General features: G+C 57.2%; 16 protein-coding genes. 5 read left to right on the plus strand and 11 right to left on the minus strand.

What is annotated here, in order from left to right; genetic code table 11:
• Positions 1–169 precede the first annotated feature (169 nt).
• From ACN080_RS04845 to hisN, 4 genes are all read left to right on the plus strand, one after another.
• Entirely contained in the window at positions 170–703 is a 534-nt protein-coding gene (locus tag ACN080_RS04845; RefSeq protein ID WP_419104601.1) for a DoxX family protein, read from the plus strand.
• 125 nt (positions 704–828) lie between these two features.
• The gene (aroA, locus tag ACN080_RS04850; RefSeq protein WP_419113190.1) at positions 829–2,196 is read left to right on the plus strand and encodes a 3-phosphoshikimate 1-carboxyvinyltransferase; all 1,368 of its coding nucleotides are present in this window, start codon (positions 829–831) and stop codon (positions 2,194–2,196) included.
• Positions 2,196–3,284, plus strand: a complete 1,089-nt coding sequence (gene rsgA / locus ACN080_RS04855; protein WP_419100542.1) for a ribosome small subunit-dependent GTPase A — start codon at positions 2,196–2,198, stop codon at positions 3,282–3,284. The genes aroA and rsgA overlap by 1 nt, the downstream gene beginning before the upstream one ends.
• Before the next feature lie 27 nt (positions 3,285–3,311).
• On the plus strand, positions 3,312–4,106 hold the full coding sequence (gene hisN, locus ACN080_RS04860; RefSeq protein WP_419112089.1) for a histidinol-phosphatase: 795 nt from the start codon (positions 3,312–3,314) through the stop codon (positions 4,104–4,106).
• A gap of 148 nt (positions 4,107–4,254) precedes the next feature.
• Here hisN and secA read toward each other — a convergent pair whose 3' ends face one another.
• The 10 genes from secA to ACN080_RS04910 form a co-directional block, all read right to left on the minus strand.
• Complete coding sequence (gene secA, locus ACN080_RS04865; RefSeq protein WP_419113191.1) at positions 4,255–6,903, minus strand: preprotein translocase subunit SecA; 2,649 nt, start codon at positions 6,901–6,903, stop codon at positions 4,255–4,257.
• Between the two features lie 234 nt (positions 6,904–7,137).
• A complete protein-coding gene (gene hpf / locus ACN080_RS04870; protein ID WP_419100545.1) occupies positions 7,138–7,782 on the minus strand; it encodes a ribosome hibernation-promoting factor, HPF/YfiA family in 645 nt (214 codons plus the stop codon).
• Between the two features lie 176 nt (positions 7,783–7,958).
• Positions 7,959–8,648, minus strand: a complete 690-nt coding sequence (locus tag ACN080_RS04875; protein WP_419113192.1) for a ComF family protein — start codon at positions 8,646–8,648, stop codon at positions 7,959–7,961.
• A 186-nt stretch (positions 8,649–8,834) separates the two neighbouring features.
• Positions 8,835–10,526: an LpqB family beta-propeller domain-containing protein gene (locus ACN080_RS04880; protein ID WP_419113193.1), complete on the minus strand. Its 1,692-nt coding sequence runs from the start codon at positions 10,524–10,526 to the stop codon at positions 8,835–8,837.
• Positions 10,519–12,210: an MtrAB system histidine kinase MtrB gene (mtrB, locus tag ACN080_RS04885; RefSeq protein WP_419100548.1), complete on the minus strand. Its 1,692-nt coding sequence runs from the start codon at positions 12,208–12,210 to the stop codon at positions 10,519–10,521. Before mtrB ends, ACN080_RS04880 begins: the two co-directional genes overlap by 8 nt.
• Positions 12,211–12,223: 13 nt before the next feature.
• The gene (gene mtrA, locus ACN080_RS04890) at positions 12,224–12,910 is read right to left on the minus strand and encodes an MtrAB system response regulator MtrA (protein ID WP_419100549.1); all 687 of its coding nucleotides are present in this window, start codon (positions 12,908–12,910) and stop codon (positions 12,224–12,226) included.
• Positions 12,911–13,006: 96 nt separating this feature from the next.
• Positions 13,007–14,104 carry a hypothetical protein gene (locus ACN080_RS04895; protein WP_419113194.1) on the minus strand — a complete coding sequence of 366 codons (1,098 nt, stop codon included), beginning with the start codon at positions 14,102–14,104 and terminating at the stop codon, positions 13,007–13,009.
• A gap of 15 nt (positions 14,105–14,119) precedes the next feature.
• Positions 14,120–14,512, minus strand: a complete 393-nt coding sequence (locus ACN080_RS04900) for a chorismate mutase (RefSeq protein ID WP_419104608.1) — start codon at positions 14,510–14,512, stop codon at positions 14,120–14,122.
• 74 nt (positions 14,513–14,586) lie between these two features.
• Entirely contained in the window at positions 14,587–15,780 is a 1,194-nt protein-coding gene (gene mnmA, locus ACN080_RS04905; protein ID WP_419100552.1) for a tRNA 2-thiouridine(34) synthase MnmA, read from the minus strand.
• Positions 15,781–15,812: 32 nt separating this feature from the next.
• The gene (locus tag ACN080_RS04910) at positions 15,813–17,045 is read right to left on the minus strand and encodes a cysteine desulfurase family protein (protein WP_419112085.1); all 1,233 of its coding nucleotides are present in this window, start codon (positions 17,043–17,045) and stop codon (positions 15,813–15,815) included.
• A gap of 119 nt (positions 17,046–17,164) precedes the next feature.
• Here ACN080_RS04910 and ACN080_RS04915 point away from each other — a divergent pair, with 119 nt between their 5' ends.
• Positions 17,165–17,632 (plus strand): tRNA (cytidine(34)-2'-O)-methyltransferase, encoded by a 468-nt coding sequence (locus ACN080_RS04915; RefSeq protein WP_419100554.1) that lies wholly within the window; start codon positions 17,165–17,167, stop codon positions 17,630–17,632.
• Here the strand turns inward: ACN080_RS04915 and ACN080_RS04920 are convergent.
• Complete coding sequence (locus tag ACN080_RS04920) at positions 17,629–19,152, minus strand: S1C family serine protease (protein ID WP_419113195.1); 1,524 nt, start codon at positions 19,150–19,152, stop codon at positions 17,629–17,631. The genes ACN080_RS04915 and ACN080_RS04920 overlap by 4 nt on opposite strands.
• Positions 19,153–19,325 lie beyond the last annotated feature (173 nt).

Consider the following 19,325-nt stretch of genomic DNA (forward strand, 5'->3'; position numbering starts at 1 on the left):
GCGACACAGGGTATAACACTATCTCCTGCCCCTTTTATTCCCGTGAATTTTTTGATTCTTGTCGCCTGCCTCAGGGTGTACCGGCCCCCTGAACCTGTTCGGCTCTGTATGCTGGGAACTGAAAGAATCTATCGCGCTGCGGTGGGACCCCCCCTCAAAGGAGAAAATCATGTCTTTGGTTCGTAAAGTTGCTCGCCCCCTCTTGGCTTCTAGCTTTATTGTCTCGGGTGTTGACCGCCTGCGTACCCCAGGTTCATCCAAGCACCTGACCAAGCTAGTCGATGTGGCAGCTAGCATCAGCCCCCAGCTCAAGGCCCTCAAGGGGCAGGAAGAACTGGTCGGTAAGGTTCTGGCGGGTTCTCAGGTTGCCGCTGGTACGCTTTTTGCTCTGGGAAAGTTCCCCCGTTTGGCCGCCACACAGCTTTTCATCACCGGGGCCATCAACTCCTACGTTGAGTACCGTGCCGCTGAGGCCAACACTAAGAACGAAAAAACAGCCCGCCGCAATGTTGCCCTTGCCAACGGCTCCTTGCTGGGTGCTATCGCAATTTCAGCAGTAGACACTAATGGTAACCCTTCACTGGTTTGGCGTGCATCTAAGCTCAGCGACAAGGTGGCCCACAAGTCTTCACGGCTTGCCTCTGAGGTGCAGGATGTAGCCCACGATGCCCAAAAGAAGGTCAGCGATTTGCTGTCTGCCTAAGACTTTAAGGGCGGCCAAAAACTAGAAAACCCTGCACCAAACGGTGCGGGGTTTTCTTCTACCCCTTCTAGCAACCTAAAATAGGTAGCAGTATGCCCTTATAAGAAAAGGTAGGTAGGTTTTTCGTGGTTGATGTGCCCAGCACAGTGTCAGTAGCAGATGGTGACTGGCACGCCCCCACCGTATCGGTGCAACCAGGCGCTCGAGCCCGCCTTGAGATCCCGGGCTCCAAGTCGCTCACCAACCGCTACCTTGTGCTAGCGGCCCTTGCCGATAGCCCCTCGATTATCCATGCACCCCTGCATTCCCGCGATTCAGCTCTGATGATTGCCGCCCTCAGCGAGCTGGGTGCCCGGTTCGATGAGATTCCAACAGGCAGTCCCTTTGGGCCGGATCTGCGAGTTACTCCCCTGAATTTTTCTCACCCACAGCCTAAGACAGCCTCCATCGATGTGGGCCTAGCGGGTACGGTCATGCGTTTTGTTCCCCCGGTGGCAGCTCTGCTCCCCGGTAGGTTTTCTTTTGACGGTGACCCCCACGCTCGAATTCGACCTATGGGCCCGGTCATCGATGCCCTGCGCAGTCTAGGTGCCACCCTTGATGAGGGCGGAGATAGGGCTCTTCCCTTTACCCTGATTTCAGACGGCAGGCACCAGGTTGCTGAGCTTACCATTGACGCTTCTGAGTCTTCGCAGTTTGTTTCTGCCCTGCTTCTAGCCGCCTGTCGGCTCCCTCATGGGCTGATTCTGCACCATGAGGGCGGGGCGCTGCCCTCCATGCCTCATATTGAGATGACTGTTGAGACTATGCGGGAGCTCGGTATCTCAGTCGAGTTCGATGGAGCCAACACCTGGACGGTAGCACCCGGCGGCTTCCCCGGTTTCGAAGTCACAGTAGAACCCGACCTCTCTAACGCTGGGCCCTTTTTGGCCGCAGCAGTGGTCACCGGCGCGCAGGTCACTATTGCAGGCTGGCCCGAACACACTACCCAGGGCGGTAATCACTGGCTCACTATTCTGCCCCAGCTCGGTGCTCAGGTTGAGCTACATGACGGGAACCTGACTGTCACCGGCCCAGCTGGCGGTGCCGTAGCGGGCCTACCCGGTCTTGACCTTGACCTGTCAGAAGCCGGCGAGCTGGCACCTACAGTTGCCGCGCTGATCGCGCTCTCACCGGCCACCAGCGTTCTCAGAGGTATTGCTCACCTGCGGGGGCACGAAACTGACCGGCTGGCGGCCCTTACCGCTGAAATCAACCGTTTGGGAGGCCAAGCGGAAGAAACAGAGGACGGCATCAAAGTTACAGCTCCGGTTCAGCACGGCGGGTTCTTCCTGACCTACGCCGACCACCGCATGGCAACAGCCGCCGCCATTATCGGCCTGCACCTTCCCCAGGTCATCGTGCAGGAGGTTGAAACCACTGCTAAAACCCTGCCCGGTTTCACCGGTCTGTGGATGAACATGCTGGACCAGTTCAAGGCTGGTGACCGCTAATGCGCCGCACCTGGGATGAAAGCGACGTGCGGGTTCGCCCCAATAAGAAGGGTTCCCGCCCACGCACCAAGGACCGCCCCTCCTATGCTGATGCTCACATCGGTCGTATCGTTACTGTTGACCGTGGCCGCTACACAGCGGTACTCGATGAGGGTCTCTCAACAGAGCGCCGGGTAACAGCCGTCCGTGCCCGGGAACTGCGCCGCTGCCCCATTGTGGTGGGCGATCGGGTTGCGCTGGTGGGTGACACCAGCGGTAAGCCTGATACGCTAGCCCGCCTGGTCCGTATTGAAGAGCGCACGAACCTGTTGCGCCGTAGCGCCGATGACACCGACCCCATCGAGCGGGCCGTTGTTGCCAACGCCGACAAGCTGGTTATTGTGGTGGCCGCAGAAAACCCCGAGCCCCGCACCGGCTTCATTGACCGTTCCTTGGCCGCTGCCTTTGATGCCGGCCTTGACCCGGTTCTCTGTATTACCAAGACCGACCTGAAATACCCCCAACGTCTGCTGGACTACTATAAAGACGTTGAGCTCACCCTTGTGCTTTCTAAGGCCCGGGACGGTCGAGCCCCCAGCGAAGAGGGCTCCGAGGGCCTTGATCTGTCCCTGATCGACCAGCTCAGTGACCTTCTCACCGGGTCAGTCTCGGTCCTCCTTGGCCATTCCGGTGTCGGCAAGTCCACTTTGGTCAATGCGCTCACCGGCGCCGAGAGAGCCACCGGCCACGTCAACTCTGTCACCGGGCGCGGCAGGCACACCTCATCGTCCGCCCTGGCACTGCAACCCAAAGACAAGCAGGCCGGAACCTGGATTATTGACACCCCCGGCATCCGTTCCTTTGGCCTAGCCCATGTTGAGCCAGAAACCCTGGTTGCTTCTTTTAGCGACCTAGCCCCCGGCTCAGCCAACTGCCCCAAAGGGTGCACCCACGCTTCTGCAAGCCCCAACTGTGGAATCCAGGCCTACGTTGAAGCAGGCCTAGCAGGTGCCGCAGGTGCAGAGCGTTTAGAATCCCTCCGCAAACTTCTTCGCGTCGATGAAGAAACCGGTGACTCCGAAAAAGAACTTGGCGTCGTAGCCTCCTAGCGACCACACACTCAAGGGTAAAGACACATGACCAACTACAACGATGACCTCCGTCTAGCTCACATCATGGCTGACTCCGTTGACCGGCTCACGCTGGCTCGTTTCAACGCGCAGGATTTCACCGTAGAGACCAAACCCGATCTCACCCCTGTCACCGAGGTAGACCGCGAAGCTGAACAGCATATCCGCTCCCAGCTCTCCCGCGTCCGCACCCGCGACTCCGTTCTGGGCGAGGAATTCGGGGAGACAGGTTCTTCCCCACGCCAGTGGGTGATTGACCCCATCGACGGCACCAAGAACTATGTGCGTGGTGTACCGGTATGGGCCACCCTCATTGCCCTGCTCGATCACGGTCAGCCCGTTGTTGGCGTGGTTTCTGCCCCCGCCCTACAAAGGCGCTGGTGGGCAGCTCTAGGCACCGGTGCCTATACCGGACGTTCCTTGGCTAAGGCCACCCGCATATCGGTTTCATCGGTGAGGTCTCTGAACGATGCTTCACTTTCCTACTCGTCTCTCAGTGGCTGGAAGGAACTGGGCATCCGAGATCAGTTCATTGATATGACCGATAGGGTCTGGCGAACCCGTGCCTACGGCGACTTCTGGTCCTACATGATGGTGGCAGAGGGTGCTGTCGATATAGCCGCCGAACCGGAGCTTGGCCTCTACGACATGGCGGCCCTGGTCCCAATCGTCACCGAAGCTGGCGGTAAGTTTACCTCCCTGGCCGGTGAGGACGGCCCCCACGGCGGCAACGCCCTGGCAACCAACGGGCATCTGCATCGATCCGCGCTGGAGTACCTGGGCACAGACAAAACGCTCTAGGTGCTGCCTGTCTGCGATATTTATAGACAAGGCCTAGGGGCTCACGCTTGCTGTGGGCCTGCGCCTTAACTGAATCTTATGGATTCCCTACTTAAAAAGCCGGCTCCCCGAATATTCGGGGAGCCGGCTTCTTCTAGGGGCAGGGTTTCTACTTCTTTTTCTTGAGAAGAGAAATCTGCTCGTTGGTCCTGTCCTTGACAGCCTCGGTATGAACCTCGGTCTGGCCGCTCTCAGACGGTGCCGAATACTGCAAGAACTTAGGCTGAGCAGGAATCTTCAGCTGAATATTAGTCTGCTGAGTACGTTGCTTGGAAAGATCAATCTGATAGAGCATGGTAACGGTTTCCTCACGGATAGCGTCCATCATGCCCAGGTACAGGGCGTAGCCTTCACGCTGGTACTCCACCAGGGGGTCCCGCTGAGCCATAGCTCGCAGGCCGATGCCCTCCTTGAGATAGTCCATCTCGTAGAGGTGCTCAGGCCAGCGCTTACCGATAACAGAGAGCACAACACGGCGTTCAATTTCGCGCATGGCGTCTCGCCCCACTGACTCTTCGCGTTCCTTGTACTGGAGCTCAGCATCAGCCAAGATTTCCTTGACGATCTGATTACGGGTGACCTTGGTGCGGTCCCCCGCTTCTTCGTCTAGGTCCTCGGGTGTAATGGTCACGGGGAAGATAGAGCGCAGGGCCTCCCAGAGTTTATCAAAGTCCCAGTCTTCGGCGTGGCCCTCAGCTACCTGAGCGTCAATGGTTGAGGTAATAACCTCGGTACGGAACTTGCTCATCTGCTCTTGCAGATCATCGCCATCAAGAATTTGGGCGCGGTCGGTGTACATGGCCTCACGCTGGCGGTTAAGAACATCGTCGTACTTGAGCACGTTCTTGCGCTGCTCAGCGTTACGGGCCTCGACCTGGCCCTGAGCGTTGGCAATGACACGGGAAACAATTTTGGCTTCTAGCGCGGTGTCATCGGGGGCACCGGCCATCAGGCGGGCGGCAGCCTGACCGTTGAACAGGCGCATCAGGTCATCGGAAAGTGACAGGTAGAAGCGTGACTCACCGGGATCACCCTGACGGCCAGAACGGCCTCGGAGCTGGTTATCGATACGGCGGGACTCGTGGCGCTCGGTGCCCAGGACGTACAGGCCGCCCAGCTCGGTGACCTCATCGTGTTCAGCGGCTGACGCTTCCTCAGCGGCCTTAAGGACCTCGGGCCACTTGGCCTCGTAGTCTTCGGGGTTATCGTTGGGATCCAGGCCCAGACGCTTCATGGTTTCTACGGCCTCGAACTCAGGGTTACCACCGAGCATGATGTCAGTACCACGGCCTGCCATGTTGGTTGCCACGGTCACGGCGCCCTTACGACCAGCCTGAGCCACAATTACCGCTTCACGGGCATTGTTCTTAGCGTTCAGAACCTCATGACGGATACCAGCCTTGGACAGGAGCTTGGAAAGGTACTCAGACTTCTCAACGCTGGTTGTACCGACCAGAACGGGCTGGCCGGACTCGTGGCGGGCCTCAATGTCCTTCACAACGGCGTTGAACTTAGCGATTTCGTTCTTGTAGACCTTATCGGGCTGGTCGATACGCTGAACGTCCTTGTTGGTGGGAATCGGCACAACACCCAGCTCGTAGGTGTTCATGAACTCAGCGGCCTCGGTTTCGGCGGTACCGGTCATGCCCGAGAGCTTATCGTACATGCGGAAGTAGTTCTGCAAGGTCACGGTTGCCATGGTCTGGTTCTCAGGCTTAACCTCAACCTCTTCCTTGGCTTCGATTGCCTGGTGAATACCGTCATTGTAGCGGCGGCCAGCAAGGATACGGCCGGTGTGCTCATCAACAATCAGCACCTCACCGTTCATCACAACGTAGTCTTTGTTGCCCTTAAAGAGTTCTTTGGCCTTAATAGCATTGTTGAGGAAGCCGATGAGCGGGGTGTTCTCGGGTTCGTAGAGGTTATCGATACCCAGGTGATCTTCCACCTTGTCGATACCGCTTTCCAGGACGCCCACAGTGCGCTTCTTCTCGTCAACCTCATAGTCCTTGCCGGGTACCAGGGTGCGAGCGATCCGGGCGAACTCGCCGTACCAGCGGTTGGCCTCCCCCATTGCGGGGCCGGAGATAATCAGCGGGGTACGGGCCTCGTCAATCAGGATGGAGTCAACCTCATCGACAATGGCAAAGTTATGTCCACGCTGTACCTGCTCGTCCTTGGTCCAGGCCATATTATCGCGCAGGTAGTCAAAGCCGAACTCATTGTTTGTGCCGTAGGTGATGTCAGCTTCGTATTGCTTACGGCGAACCTCGGGGGTCTGGTTAGCCAAAATGACGCCGCATTCCATGCCCAAGAAACGGAAAACACGGCCCATGAGGTTAGCCTGGTACTCCGCCAGATAGTCATTCACCGTAACAATGTGCACACCCTTGCCAGAGAGGGCGTTCAGGTAGGCCGGTGCAGTAGCGACCAGGGTCTTACCTTCACCGGTCTTCATTTCGGCGATATTGCCCAGGTGCAGGGCGGCGCCGCCCATGAGCTGAACGTCGTAGTGCCGCTTGCCCAGCGTGCGCTTTGAGGCTTCACGGACTACTGCGAAGGCCTCGGGCAGCAAGAGATCCAGGGATTCGCCGTCTTCAACACGTTTGCGGAAGGAGTCGGTCTCAGCGCGAAGTTCAGCATCGGTCATAGAGACAAAGCTGTCTTCGAGTGTGTTCACTGCATCGGTGTAAGCACGCAGCTGTTTGAGGACTTTCTTGTCTCCGCTGCGGAGTAGCTTTTCCAAGAGAGATGCCACTGAAGTTTGCTCCTTGTAGATTTGAAATAGTCGTAAGGTGGGTAGGCCCACCATGCTCACTCTATTGTAGTTTAGTCCTTTAGCCCCTCAGACTCTTTCACCTGTGGGCGTGATACAAGCTTTTCTTAAGGTCATTGGGCGCTCCCAGGTAGCCCTGAGAGTAACCAGGGCCCCATACAATGGCTCCCTCCCCGTCATTGGGGAGGGAGCCATCATGGGGCGATTCAGAAGAGCTTAGCTCTCGGTATCTTCAAGCAGGATGACACCGTAGGACCAACCCTTACGCCGGTAGACGGCTGCCGGTGCACCTGTTTCGCGGTCAACGAAGAGGAAGAAATCGTGGCCAACCAGCTCCATACGGTCAACAGCTTCTTCTGCTGTCAGATGATCTGCGGGGAAGCTCTTCTTTCTGATTTCGATGGGGGAAGAAACCTCATCGTGCAGGTCATACTCACCAGCGAATGCGGCTTCTTCAACCGGTAGTTCATCGGTGCGAATCTCAGTGAGCGCAACCTCTTCGGTAATGATAGGCATTGAGCCGGTTGCCTCGGCTACAGAAACGGGGTGCTTGCCACCGGCGCGACGGGTCTTGCGACGATCTCGTGCGCGACGCAGGCGCTCAAGGAGCTTGCCGTAGGTTTCGTCAAAGACAGCGAACTTGTCCTGGCCAGTTGATTCTGCACGCAGGATAGGACCACGACCAATAACGGTTATTTCCGCTCGGATTGAGGCCGGGCCGCTTTCGCTTTCCCTGGTGAATTTGACCTCAATATCGGTGACATTATCACCCAAAACTTCAAACTTGGTGATTCTGCTTTCAATGTATTCCTGCAAACGCTGGCCCACTTTGACGTTGCGACCGACGATCTTGAATTCCACAATTCCCTCCATTCTCAGGGGGTGAATACGGGGCCTTGTGACTGCCTCGTATTGGGGAATCTGCCTTGTGGATTCCTTACTGCAACTTTACGCCTATTTGTGTTTCAAGTCATTGCCTTGGGAGCTTGTCGGGCAAATTCAGTCGTATTTTACGGGGCTAAAGCGCTCTAAACCTATCATGTGTTAGTAAGGTCTACACGCGGGACCCGAGCCACGGCGATAGCACCTTCCACCAGCACCCCGGCCTGGCGCAAGAGACGCTGGGCTTCTGCTAACGATGCGCCCGTAGTGACCACATCATCGACCAGTATGCAGCGGGCACCAGCTAGCTTATATGAACGCCCCAGGCTGTGGAAGAGCGGCTGCCCTAAGCGTAGCTTTCCGTTCATCGCCCGCTGGCGGTCGTACTTACTCAGGGTCTTTTGCGCACCGGTACGATGCCCCTCCCCTGGCCTGCACCAGGTAGGGACCGGCTCAAGGACAGGCAGGACCCGTACATCCACTTGCCCTCGCACAGCACGCACCAGAGCCGAGGCAAGAAGAGGTGCAGGGGCATAACCCCGACGGCGGGTTGCGGCTCTACTGGACGGCAGTGGAACCAGGTGCAGAGGGTGGCCGCTAGACCGGCTTCCAGTTCCCGCAAGTAGCGCAAGCAGAGAACGGTTGAGCGCACTCACAAGGTAAGGGGCTAGATCGGTTCTGCCACCGTCTTTGAAAGCCAGAATACAGCGTGCCAGCTCGTACTCATACCGGCCAGCCGTATAAATCGGTAAGCGCGCATAGGCAACAGCGGTGGGCTCAACCGCCAGTGTTGCCAGGCGCAACAATCGGTCACAGAGCGGGCAAAGCGCCCCAGAGCCTTCCATAGTCCTGCCAAAAGCCCAGCAACTAGCGCAGACCCTGGGGAAAAAGAGCTCAGCAGTCTGGCTCAGGTGCCCCAGAAGGCCTTTATCAGCAGGTCTCGTCTCATGTCTTTGGAAGAGGTAATGCACACCCTGAAGTATTCCTGGGTCTATGAAAACCAGCCAGGGGTGTGTACACCGGGAACACCTTTAGCCAGAGTAATTCACTTCACTCAGGCTAGTCTCGATCCGGGTCCAGCTCCTACCGGCAACAATATACAGACCGTTTTCATCAGTCATCGCTACAGCCTGATCAAGCCCGTTACCCGTCACAATACGCACAATTCCCTGAAGCGGATCGTACTGGGTACTATGCCCAGAAAGCGAAACAATTTCGGTTTGAGTGGTTTCGGTATTCCACAGGAAAACCTCTTCATCAGTATGCCATTCAGCGCCCCTTGGATTAATATCCGAGCCAATACGTACCGGGGCCATGAGCTCCTGCGGTGTACCATCAGATGCCCGGCGGATAGCAGAAACCCAAGCGGCGTAGTCATTCCCCCCGACGGAGGTCACCACAAGGGCACGGCTACCGTCACGAGCTATCGCAAGGCTGTGCACGGTTTCCTCCGTTAGCCATGTCTTGACCGTCAGAAGCTCACCATTTTCCTGGCCAGCCGGGTAAGCCCTCACCCTTCCACCTTGCTCACCCAGCCAGAGCCAATTCAGGTGATCAAAACTTGGTTGCAAGATGCCATTCCCCCGGTAAATAGAACCAGACCGGTTTGAATTGGCCAGCCATATCTCGTTGCGACCAGCATTTGTGTAGGCATAAAAGTTGCGGGTGTAGTTCATTGCTGGCTGTGTAATAGCGCCGTAGGCTACGCCCTCGACAATAGTCTGCTGGCTAGCTGTATCGACCAAAGCGCTCCGGCTTACCAGCCGATTGTTCTCAATCCCCACCACGGCTCCTGACACCACAGCATTAATGGTGGGTTCTTTATAGTTCTCGAGGTTCTGGGCATCTACCACCTGATTATTGATACTCATCTGAACCGAGGCAACCGTAGCCAGGTTCGACAGAGCCTGAGTGAGCTGAGTCCTTAACCGCTCAGTCTCCAAAGCACTTGCCGTGACCAGGGCATTACCACCAGCCAGCTGAATATCAGCTACCCCGTTTTCCACAGGAACCGAGTTGATGGCCAGGCGAGTTTCCTGCGGCACAGCAGTCACCACCGCGCCCTCAAGGTAGGGAGCCGGTCCCTCTAACAAAACCCGAATGAGCGATGTAGCGATCGTCGAGCGTTCAGCAAACCATCGGATATCGGGCACCGCGTAGGTGAAAGTCGGGTCGTAAAAGTAGAGAGTAAAAGGATTGAACACCTCACCAAATTCAGTGCGGCTCAGAACCGTTCCGTCAGGCACCGCAGAAATTCGCCATTCCTGCTGCACTTTCTCCAAAGAGAACTCGATTTCGGTATCGGTAAAGGTCGTGTATGAGGTAGCCAGCCCCCTGTTATCAATCTCAGTGCTGGTGGGCACCGCAACCACATAGCTATTCTCCCCGGTCGCCCTGGTTGTAAAGGATGAGTTATAGACCAGGGTCCTGCCATCGGGTCGCCACGACTGTGCCAGGTCTTTAGTCAGATACTGGCGGGCAACACTGTAATCGTCTTTAACACCGGTTCCAGCGTGTAAGAACCCCTCAATAATCTCTGAAGGACTGGCCCCCGGCTGAGGGCCTTGCGGACCGGCAGAGGTACCAGCAGTTGAGCCCGTCGCCTGCGGGTCAGCGTAATGGTTGACCTCACCGTCAGTTGGAATCGTAGCGCAGGCGCTTACAGATGCAACTAAGGAACTCAAAGTCATGCTAAGGGCGGTGCGGCGTGAGATCTTAGCCATCGGTGGCCTCCGGTCGGTCGTATTCGTCGATGCTTCCTTCTAGCGGTCGGGCCTCCAGAGCCAAAGGCTCAGGAGCAAGAGGCTCACCGCTCAGCAAGACAGGCGATGGACCCATCGGTAGGTCCTGGTCAACAGGAATGGTCATGCGGAAGCAGGCGCCCTCCCCCTTGATACCCCAGGCTTCTAGCAGGCCCTGGTGAAGACGTACATCTTCTGCCGCAATGGACAGCCCCAGCCCGGTACCTCCCAGGGTGCGCTTGCGCGAAGTATCAGCACGCCAAAAACGGTTAAAGACTTGCTCGGTTTCCTCGGGGCTCAAACCGATACCGTGGTCACGGACAGCAAGGCCCAGGGTGGTTTCGGTGGCATCCACATACACATCAATAGGTCTACCCTCTGAGTGCTCTACCGCGTTAAAGAGCAGATTCCGCAGAACACGCTCAATCCGTCGGTGGTCCATATCAACCATGATCTCGGTGTGGTCAGTATGAACTGTGAGTTCGGTATTGGTGCGCATCAGATGCGGTTCAACCGCTTTGAGCACCTCATCAAGCACAGCCATAAAATCCACCGACACGATTTCTAGGGTCTGGGATCCAGCGTCAAAACGCGAAATTTCAAGGAGATCTGCCAGCAGGGAATCGAAGCGGTCCACCTGGTTATAGAGCAACTCGGTAGAACGTTTGTAGAGTGGCTCCATATTCTCACGGTTATCGTGCAACATATCCGCTGCCATGCGAACCGTTGTCAATGGGGTCCGCAGCTCATGGGAAACATCCGACACAAAACGTTGCTGCATGGTCGAAAGCTTTTCCAACCGGGAAATCTGATCCTGCAGGGAGTCAGCCATTCGGTTGAAGGAAAGCCCCAAACGGGCAGTTTCGTTCTGCCCCCGGACCAGAACACGCTGGTCGAGATCCCCCGCAGCCAGTTTCTCCGCTGTAATAGCGGTAGAACTAATGGGTCGAATAACCAAACGGGCAATCATCCACACGATAGTCAAAACTACTACCAGCAAGATACTGAACCCGACCCAGACCACCAAATTGATGTACTGCACGGTAGCCTGAGAAGCCGACAGGTCATAGACCAAGTAGATAGCGTAATCAGGGTTCTGCGGTATAGAGACCTTTGTGCCTACCACCAGCACCGGCGCTGTATGTCCATCATCCCAGGTGGCCTGTGAGGACTGCCAGTAGATACCTGACCCCTCACTCACACTCGTAGCCAGGTCAGCCGGAATGTCTTCCCCCGTCACCTCCTTGCTCTGCGACTGCTCGGTAATAAAACCATCTGTAGGAGCCTTAGGGTCTTTGAGAAGAACCCAATGGCGGTTACTATCAGCGCTGCTGGTCTCCAAGACCGTGATAAAGCGCCTCACATCTCGCTGAATCTCGGTACGGCCGGTTGCATCAGAACCGTTCATGAGGGTCTGCACACTACTGAAACCCGCAGCTGACTCTTCAAGAGCCTGGGCCAGATTTCCCCGGAAAAGTGAGTTCGCTATTTGGTGAGAAATAAACGAACCCACAAAGATGAAGGCCACCAGCAGGAGCGAGGCTGAAGCCACCACTGCACGGAACTGTAGCGACTGCTGCCACAACCTGCGAACAGTATGGAGAAGCCTCAAACGGTGTGAACGAGCGGGAGGCTCTACTGACTGCGGTTCAGAGGTAACAGACAAGGAAAGTCACTGCCTAGCGGTGCCCGTCGGAGGCAGCCTTATAGCCCACCCCACGCACAGTAAGAACAATTTCGGGATTCTCCGGGTCACGCTCAATCTTGGCTCGAAGACGCTGAATATGAACGTTCACCAGACGGGAGTCCACAGTCTTTTCATAGCCCCATACATTGCCCAATAGGGCCTCACGGGTCATAACCTGGCCTGGCTGGCGGGCCAGGTTAGCCAGAAGCTCAAATTCCAGCGGTGTCAGCGGAATACCCTGCCCATCACGGGTCACTGTATGCCCTGCTAGGTCGATGACCAGGTTGCCAATACGCAAGGGTTCATTATGACGCTCCTCGCGGGGGCGCAGGCGGGCACGCACACGCGCCAGCAGTTCAGCTGGCTTAAAAGGCTTAGTCATGTAGTCATCGGCACCAGCCTCAAGACCCTTGACGACGTCCTCGGTGTCGCCCTTGGCGGTCAGCATAATGATAGGAACCTCAGACTCACTACGAATCTGGGTGCACACCTCGATACCGTCCATACCGGGGAGCATAAAATCGAGCAAAATCAGGTCGGGGTGATTGTTGACGAAAGCCTCAAAAGCCCGGTCACCGGAATCGCAGAAGACCGTCTCGTAGCCTTCTTGAGCAAGCACAATACCGACCATCTCTGAGAGGGCGTCATCGTCATCGACTACAAGGATGGTTTCTTTCACGGGTGTTCTCCTGGATAGAGGGGGTGTGATGCAGGCCTTTCCCTAGTGTAACCGGTTTGTCCCCCGGTGAGTGTGAGCTCAGGTTCAGGGGGAGGCTTAGGCTTCCTGGGCAATTTCGGAGAGAGCGCGGGCGGTATCGGTCAGATGCCCCAAAACGGTAGTGGCACGAGCAGGGTCGGTGGTCGCTAAATCACCGCGTTCAGTCAAAATCATCTGATTCAGAAGCGCCTTGTGAAGACCCAAATCACGCCAGGTTTTCCACAGGCTACGGGCCAGATCCCCACTGGCAGTGCGAGTGATTGGATCAGCGGTTTCAAGGTAAAGACCGCCACCGGCTTCAAGCCGCGCGGCAAGCGGCTCCCAGTCAGCTGTCTTACTCCCTGTCATATCGACGACAGGGGTGGCAATAACCCTTTGGACTTCGGGGTCAAGTGCCAACAGATCAGTACGTACAAGGGGCTGAGCTTCCAAGTCCGCTGTAGCCCCGTGAAGCTCGTTCAGAGTAGCAACCAGCTCATGCCGGGGCACCGACCGCAAGGTACGGTAGCCACTCGAGGTAGGGATAGTTCCAGCTGCCACGGGGGTGAGAAGCGGCTCATCAAACTGAATCACTAGTGGCGCGCCAGGAACAGCCTGCCGCAGCTGGCGGGTGAGGTAATCCAGCCCCGCCATCAGCGACTGCGCTAGATCGGTGCGCGCACCTGGATCCGAGATCAGTCGCTCGCCATTGGTGAGGTAGGTGCTAGCGGCCAGGCTCAGTGGCCCCAACAAGCCTATCTTGAGCGGTGAGACCGACAGCCCAGATTCCCTTCCGACCACATCGGCAAGCACATTAATATCCGACTCCAGCAGGCTCCGGGCGGAGCTCCCCTCAGCGGCAAAACCGCTGGTTATCCGCCAGCCACTGGCTGTAGCATCGGCGCTCAACCCCTCAAGTGCCGCGATGGTTCTGGCCAGCAGGCTGGCCCGGTAGCCCCTACCGGGCAGGTCAGGCAGATAGCTAATGTGAGGCTCCCCCAGCTCCCCTCGGATCCTGGTGACTGCGTCAAAGATGTTCTCCCCTGCCCAGCTACCCAGACCGCTCGCTCTGACCGTGAGATGTTTCTCGAAAGTGATGGGTGTTTCGCTGTCCTTACGGATTGCGAGCATTTCTGCATCGGTTGGCAGGTAGAGGGCTGGTGCGGCACGATGCACGGACGGTTGACCTTTCTAGGGGTGATTGGGGTGCTGAATTTCAGTCTCAGCCGCTATCTTTTCATGGTGGCGGATAACTTCGGAGATGATGAAGTTTAGGAACTTTTCTGCAAATTCCGGGTCCAGATCAGCAGCCTCGGCCAGGCCGCGCAAGCGCCTAATCTGGGCTTCTTCCCTCCCAGGGTCCCCTGCCGGCAGGCTATGGGCGGCTTTAAGGTGCCCTACTCGCTGGGTGGCGCGGAAACGCTCTGCCAGGATATGGACCAGGGCAGCGTCCATATTGTCGATAGTCTGGCGCATAGTCAAAAGCTTGTCCAAGACGGCAGGATCAACCCCCTCCATGGATGTTGCTCGGGGATTAAAATCTGCGTGGGCTTGCACGTCATCAGAAGTTTCTCTTGGGCTCATGTCTTTAGTCTAGGGCGCGGGTGGGCCTTGGGTGCAGGAGTGACTCCCATCATTTCACGGTATGGAACGTGAATTTAGGGAGCAGTGATGTCCGCGCGGTCCAGGGAGTAGGCCCGAGCGATAGTGGACTGGCCCAATACCCGGGTGCCCTGGTAGAGCACCATGGTCTGCCCGGGGGCAACGCCGCGAAGCTTATCGTGCAGGCGCACCACGGTCTCTAGGCGCAGGGCACCAGGCTCAGCGGCTTCATCATCGGCAACCCATTCTAGGTGGGCGGTGGAGGGCACCGGATCTGCGTGTGCCCGCACCTGGGCGGTCACTTCAAAAGACCCACTCTGTGCGCCCTCCACAGGGTCAAGGGCCAAAAAGTGTGCGGCTTGTTGGACGGGTAGGCCTGCCCAGGTTTCGCGGATACCGCGAATCTCGTCAATTTCAAGCAGGTCCTTGCCCCCCACGATAACCTCATTAGTTTTGGGGCGGATTTCAAGCACAAAGCGGGGCTTACCGTCTGCAGCAGGGTGACCAATAGCCAGGCCCTTGCGCTGGCCCACGGTAAAGGCCTGAGCACCTCGGTGGGTACCCAGGACTCGCCCCTCGGTGTCCTTAATAGCGCCCTCGGTCATTTCAATGTGCTCTTCGAGCCACTCGCGAGTATCGCCCTCGGGGATAAAACAAATATCGTAGGAGTCCGGCTTCTTGGCCACGGAGAACCCGCGTTCGGCGGCCTCAGCACGCACCAGATCCTTGGAGGGAGTATCGGCTAAGGGGAACCAGGCATGCTTGAGCTGTTCGTGGGTCAGCACACCCAGAACATAGGACTGGTCCTTGGCCCAGGTCGCAGCACGGTGCAGTTCGCGGTTGCCGCCCTCGGTAGTAATGACCTTGGCGTAGTGGCCGGTCACAACGGCATCAAAGCCCAGGGCCACAGCCTTCTCGAGCAGGGCAGCAAACTTAATCTTCTCGTTGCACCGCATGCAGGGGTTGGGGGTCCGCCCCTGTTCATATTCGCTGATGAAGTCATCGACAACATCTTCTTTGAAGCGCTCGGAGAAGTCCCAGACATAGAAGGGGATGCCGAGCTGGTCGCAGACCCGGCGGGCATCCATAGAGTCTTCAATAGTGCAGCAGCCGCGTGAGCCGGTGCGGAGGGTTCCGGGCATACGAGAAAGCGCCAGGTGTACGCCTACCACATCGTGGCCCGCTTCAACAGCGCGCGCGGCGGCTACGGCTGAGTCTACGCCGCCACTCATAGCAGCAAGTATTTTCATGGGGTCATTCCTTATAGGTTGTCAAAAAGTCTTTAGTTCCAGCGCTGGGAGTCAGGGGCCTGGGCGGCCATGCCTGCTTTTTTAGCCTGTTCCCAAGCCGCGGGCAGAGCCCCAAGCAGGGCTTGCACGTCGGCTTCTGAGCTGGTGTGCCCTAAGGTAAACCGCTGGGCCCCCCGTGCAATTCCCTCATCCACTCCCATAGCCAAAAGAACGTGGGAGGGTCGAGGCACACCGGCGTTACAGGCGGAACCTGTCGATGATTCAATACCGGCCATATCGAGCAAGAAGAGCAGAGAGTCGCCCTCACACCCGGGGAAAGTAAAGTGTGCATTTCCCGGGAGCCGGCGGAAAGCACCGTCAGCGATTTGCTCAGAATTTTCGGGTTCGGGGCCGTTGAGGGTGGCTTCGGGGATAGCATGACGCACACCCTCAATAAGCAGGTTCCGCAGATTCGCCAGTCGGCGGCTTTCTTCTGCGCGGTGGTTAGTCACGGACTGAGCGGCCACACCAAAACCTGCGATAGCGGGGGCATCGATGGTACCGGAGCGCACAGAGCGCTCCTGCCCGCCACCGTGAAGCAGAGGAGCCAGGGGCGCAGTGCGGGTAGCAATCAGGGCACCCACACCCATGGGACCACCAATCTTGTGCCCGGAAATAGCCAGGGTCGTGGCACCGCAAGCCCGGAAGTCAATATCTAGGGCACCAAAAGCCTGGACCGCATCGGTATGGAAAGGAATACCGTGGCTTTCGGCCAGCTGGGCGATCTCAGCAATAGGCTGGACTGCTCCCATCTCGTTGTTAGCCCACATGACCGTGATCAGCGCAACCGTATCGGGGCTCTCCCCCACAGCCTGGGCAACAGCCTCGGGGGTAATGATGCCCTCTGAGTTGGGAGAAATCCACACGGGTTCAGCACCTTCGTGGGTCTCTAGCCACTCCACAGCATCACCTACCGCGTGATGTTCAATCGCCGAGACAATAATCCTGCAGGCGGCTCGGTTAGCCTTGGTCCTCGACCAGTAGAGGCCCTTGACCGCTAGGTTATCGGCTTCGGTCCCGCCCGAGGTAAAAATAACCTCCGCAGAGTCACAGTTGAGGGCACGGGCAACACGATCACGAGCCTGTTCCACTGCCGCACGGGCACGGCGGCCAGCTGAGTGGAGAGATGACGGATTACCGCCTGTGAACATTTGTTCGGTCACCGCTTGTACGGTTTCGGGAAGAACAGTGGTAGTGGCGGCGTGGTCCATGTAGACCCGGGGCATAGGCCTGCCTCTCAAAGCGTGGGCGAAAAGTATCAGCCCTCCATCATACTCCCCGCCGGGCTCTGACCTCTATGGGGTGGTTCACGGTGGAAGGTATTGGGGGCACGTACACTGGTGGGGTGTTTAAAATTCTTTTTTATGCCCCCGAAATTCCCGGCAATACCGGTAACGCTATCCGACTAGCTGCCATCACAGGCGCCGAACTGCACCTGGTCAAGCCCCTAGGCTTTAACTTTGAGGATGCCCATCTGCGCCGCGCGGGCCTGGACTACCACGATCTAGCGGTCATGACCGTCCACGAAACCCTTGAAGACGCCTGGGAAGTGCTGGCCCCCGCCCGAGTTTTTGCATTCACCACAACGGCATCAACAAACTACGCCGAGATAGACTACAAGCCCGGTGACGTGCTCATGTTCGGCCCTGAATCTGTGGGTCTCCCCCAGTATGTTCAGGACGATGAGCACATCACCGAGCGTGTCAAAATCCCTATGGTCCCGGGCCGCCGTTCACTGAACCTGGCTAACAGCGCATCTATCGCGGTGTTTGAGGCCTGGCGCCAGCACGGCTACGCCGGAGGAACCCTCTAGGAGGTAGCCTGCCCCAGGGTCACCTCAACCTGCTGGGAAGACCCCTTACGCTCAACGGTGAGGGTAACAGTCTGACCGGCAGCGGCCTCACGGACTGCGGCTGTCAGCTCGGTTGCTTCGCTAATGGTTCGCCCATCAACTGCAGTAACTACATCGCCCTTTTCCAGCCCGGCTTTCTCAGCGGCACCTCCGCTGGTAACCTCCTTGATCAGGGCACCATCGCCAAAGGACTCTGAAGCGTCCTTATTGGCCGGTGATGTAGTGACAGAAGCCCCCAGCATGCCGTGGCTAGCTGAGCCACTCTCAATAATTTCGTTGGCTACACGCTTGGCATAGTTAATAGGGATTGCGAAACCCACACCAATATTGCCGCTGCTAGAAGTAGTGCTGGTATCGGTTGAAGCGATAGCCACATTCACGCCAATAACCTCACCGGCAGAGTTAACCAGCGCACCACCAGAGTTGCCGGGATTAACTGCGGCATCGGTCTGGATGACATTAAGCGAGATACTGGAGGTATTTGAGCTGGAATAGCGTTGCTGGCCTGGCATTTCAAATTGGAAAGGGGATCCGCCAAAGGGGTCGCTACTGTCCGAGTCACTGTTGGAGTCCTTGGCGGCTGAGGATGCCACCTCGATGGTTCGCACCATGTTGGACACAATACCGGTGGTCACCGTGTTTGAAAGCCCTAGGGGCGCACCGATAGCAACGGTCGTATCACCCACGTTCAGTGCCCCCGAGTCCCCGAGGCTTGCAGGTGTCAGGTTCAGCCCGCTAGTATCACTTATCTTGATGACCGCTAGGTCACTGGTCGGGTCAGTTCCTACCACCGTGGCCGCACGAACGTTACCATCTGAGAGCTGGACTTCTAGGTTTGCCTTAGAAGTTGCTCCGTCCAGTGTGACCACGTGGGTGTTGGTGAGAATATGCCCCTGGTCATCCAGGATGATCCCGGAGCCTGATCCCGCTTCGCTCCTAGTGTTTGCGGAAATAGTCACCACCGAGGGGATAGCCTTTGCGGCAGCAGCGGTTACGGCGTTCACCGAGTCAGTGTTATTGACGATAGTGGTTCCGGCGCTGGTCCTGGTGATGCTGGCCGAACCCAGTGCTCCCAGAGTAGCCGCTACCCCGCCGCCCACGCCACCGCCAATCAGGGCCGCAATAGCGGCCGCAGAAATGAGAGCCGTAGTGGAGTGTTTCTTAGCAGGGGCCACCTGCGCATAGTAGTTCTGCGGGTAGGCCTGCGCGGAAGGGGGCTGTCCCTGCACTGCATGTGCATAGTTATAACTTCCGGCTGTTGATGCACCCTGATGATTATGTGCAGGTTGTGCGCCCCTAGCCGGTGCCGGCTGCTGGTAGGAAGCTCCCGAGCTCGGATCTACCTGGCCTTGAATCGGGTTCTGCGCATTATGGGGCTGTGCTTGCTGCGCACCCACCGCTTGAATGTGCTCGCTGTTAAGTGGCACAGTACGGTCATCAGCAGACTGCAAGTTTTCCTGTTCCCAAGGGTTATTCGACATGGCAGTTAACAACTTTCTTTAGTGCGAATTACTTACTCGCATATTTTTCAGCTGCTTCTACTATGCTTCACAGTTCTGGGATAGAGATGTAACTAAGCTGTATGTTGACTGCAGGGTTCCATAGAGAAAACCCAAGAGCGGGGCCGTGTATCACCTGCGAGCCTCAGCCAGAA

This window comes from Rothia sp. CCM 9416 (genome assembly GCF_048513535.1).
GTDB lineage: Bacteria > Actinomycetota > Actinomycetes > Actinomycetales > Micrococcaceae > Rothia.

Bases quoted from the DNA above. Each gene is read 5' to 3' on its own strand.
- ACN080_RS04845 (WP_419104601.1), top strand. From the start codon at position 170: ATGTCTTTGGTTCGTAAAGTTGCTCGCCCCCTCTTGGCTTCTAGCTTT.
- rsgA (WP_419100542.1), top strand. From the start codon at position 2,196: ATGCGCCGCACCTGGGATGAAAGCGACGTGCGGGTTCGCCCCAATAAG.
- hisN (WP_419112089.1), top strand. From the start codon at position 3,312: ATGACCAACTACAACGATGACCTCCGTCTAGCTCACATCATGGCTGAC.
- ACN080_RS04875 (WP_419113192.1), bottom strand. From the start codon at position 8,648: ATGGAAGGCTCTGGGGCGCTTTGCCCGCTCTGTGACCGATTGTTGCGC.
- ACN080_RS04880 (WP_419113193.1), bottom strand. From the start codon at position 10,526: ATGGCTAAGATCTCACGCCGCACCGCCCTTAGCATGACTTTGAGTTCC.
- ACN080_RS04900 (WP_419104608.1), bottom strand. From the start codon at position 14,512: ATGAGCCCAAGAGAAACTTCTGATGACGTGCAAGCCCACGCAGATTTT.
- mnmA (WP_419100552.1), bottom strand. From the start codon at position 15,780: ATGAAAATACTTGCTGCTATGAGTGGCGGCGTAGACTCAGCCGTAGCC.
- ACN080_RS04910 (WP_419112085.1), bottom strand. From the start codon at position 17,045: ATGCCCCGGGTCTACATGGACCACGCCGCCACTACCACTGTTCTTCCC.
- ACN080_RS04920 (WP_419113195.1), bottom strand. From the start codon at position 19,152: ATGTCGAATAACCCTTGGGAACAGGAAAACTTGCAGTCTGCTGATGAC.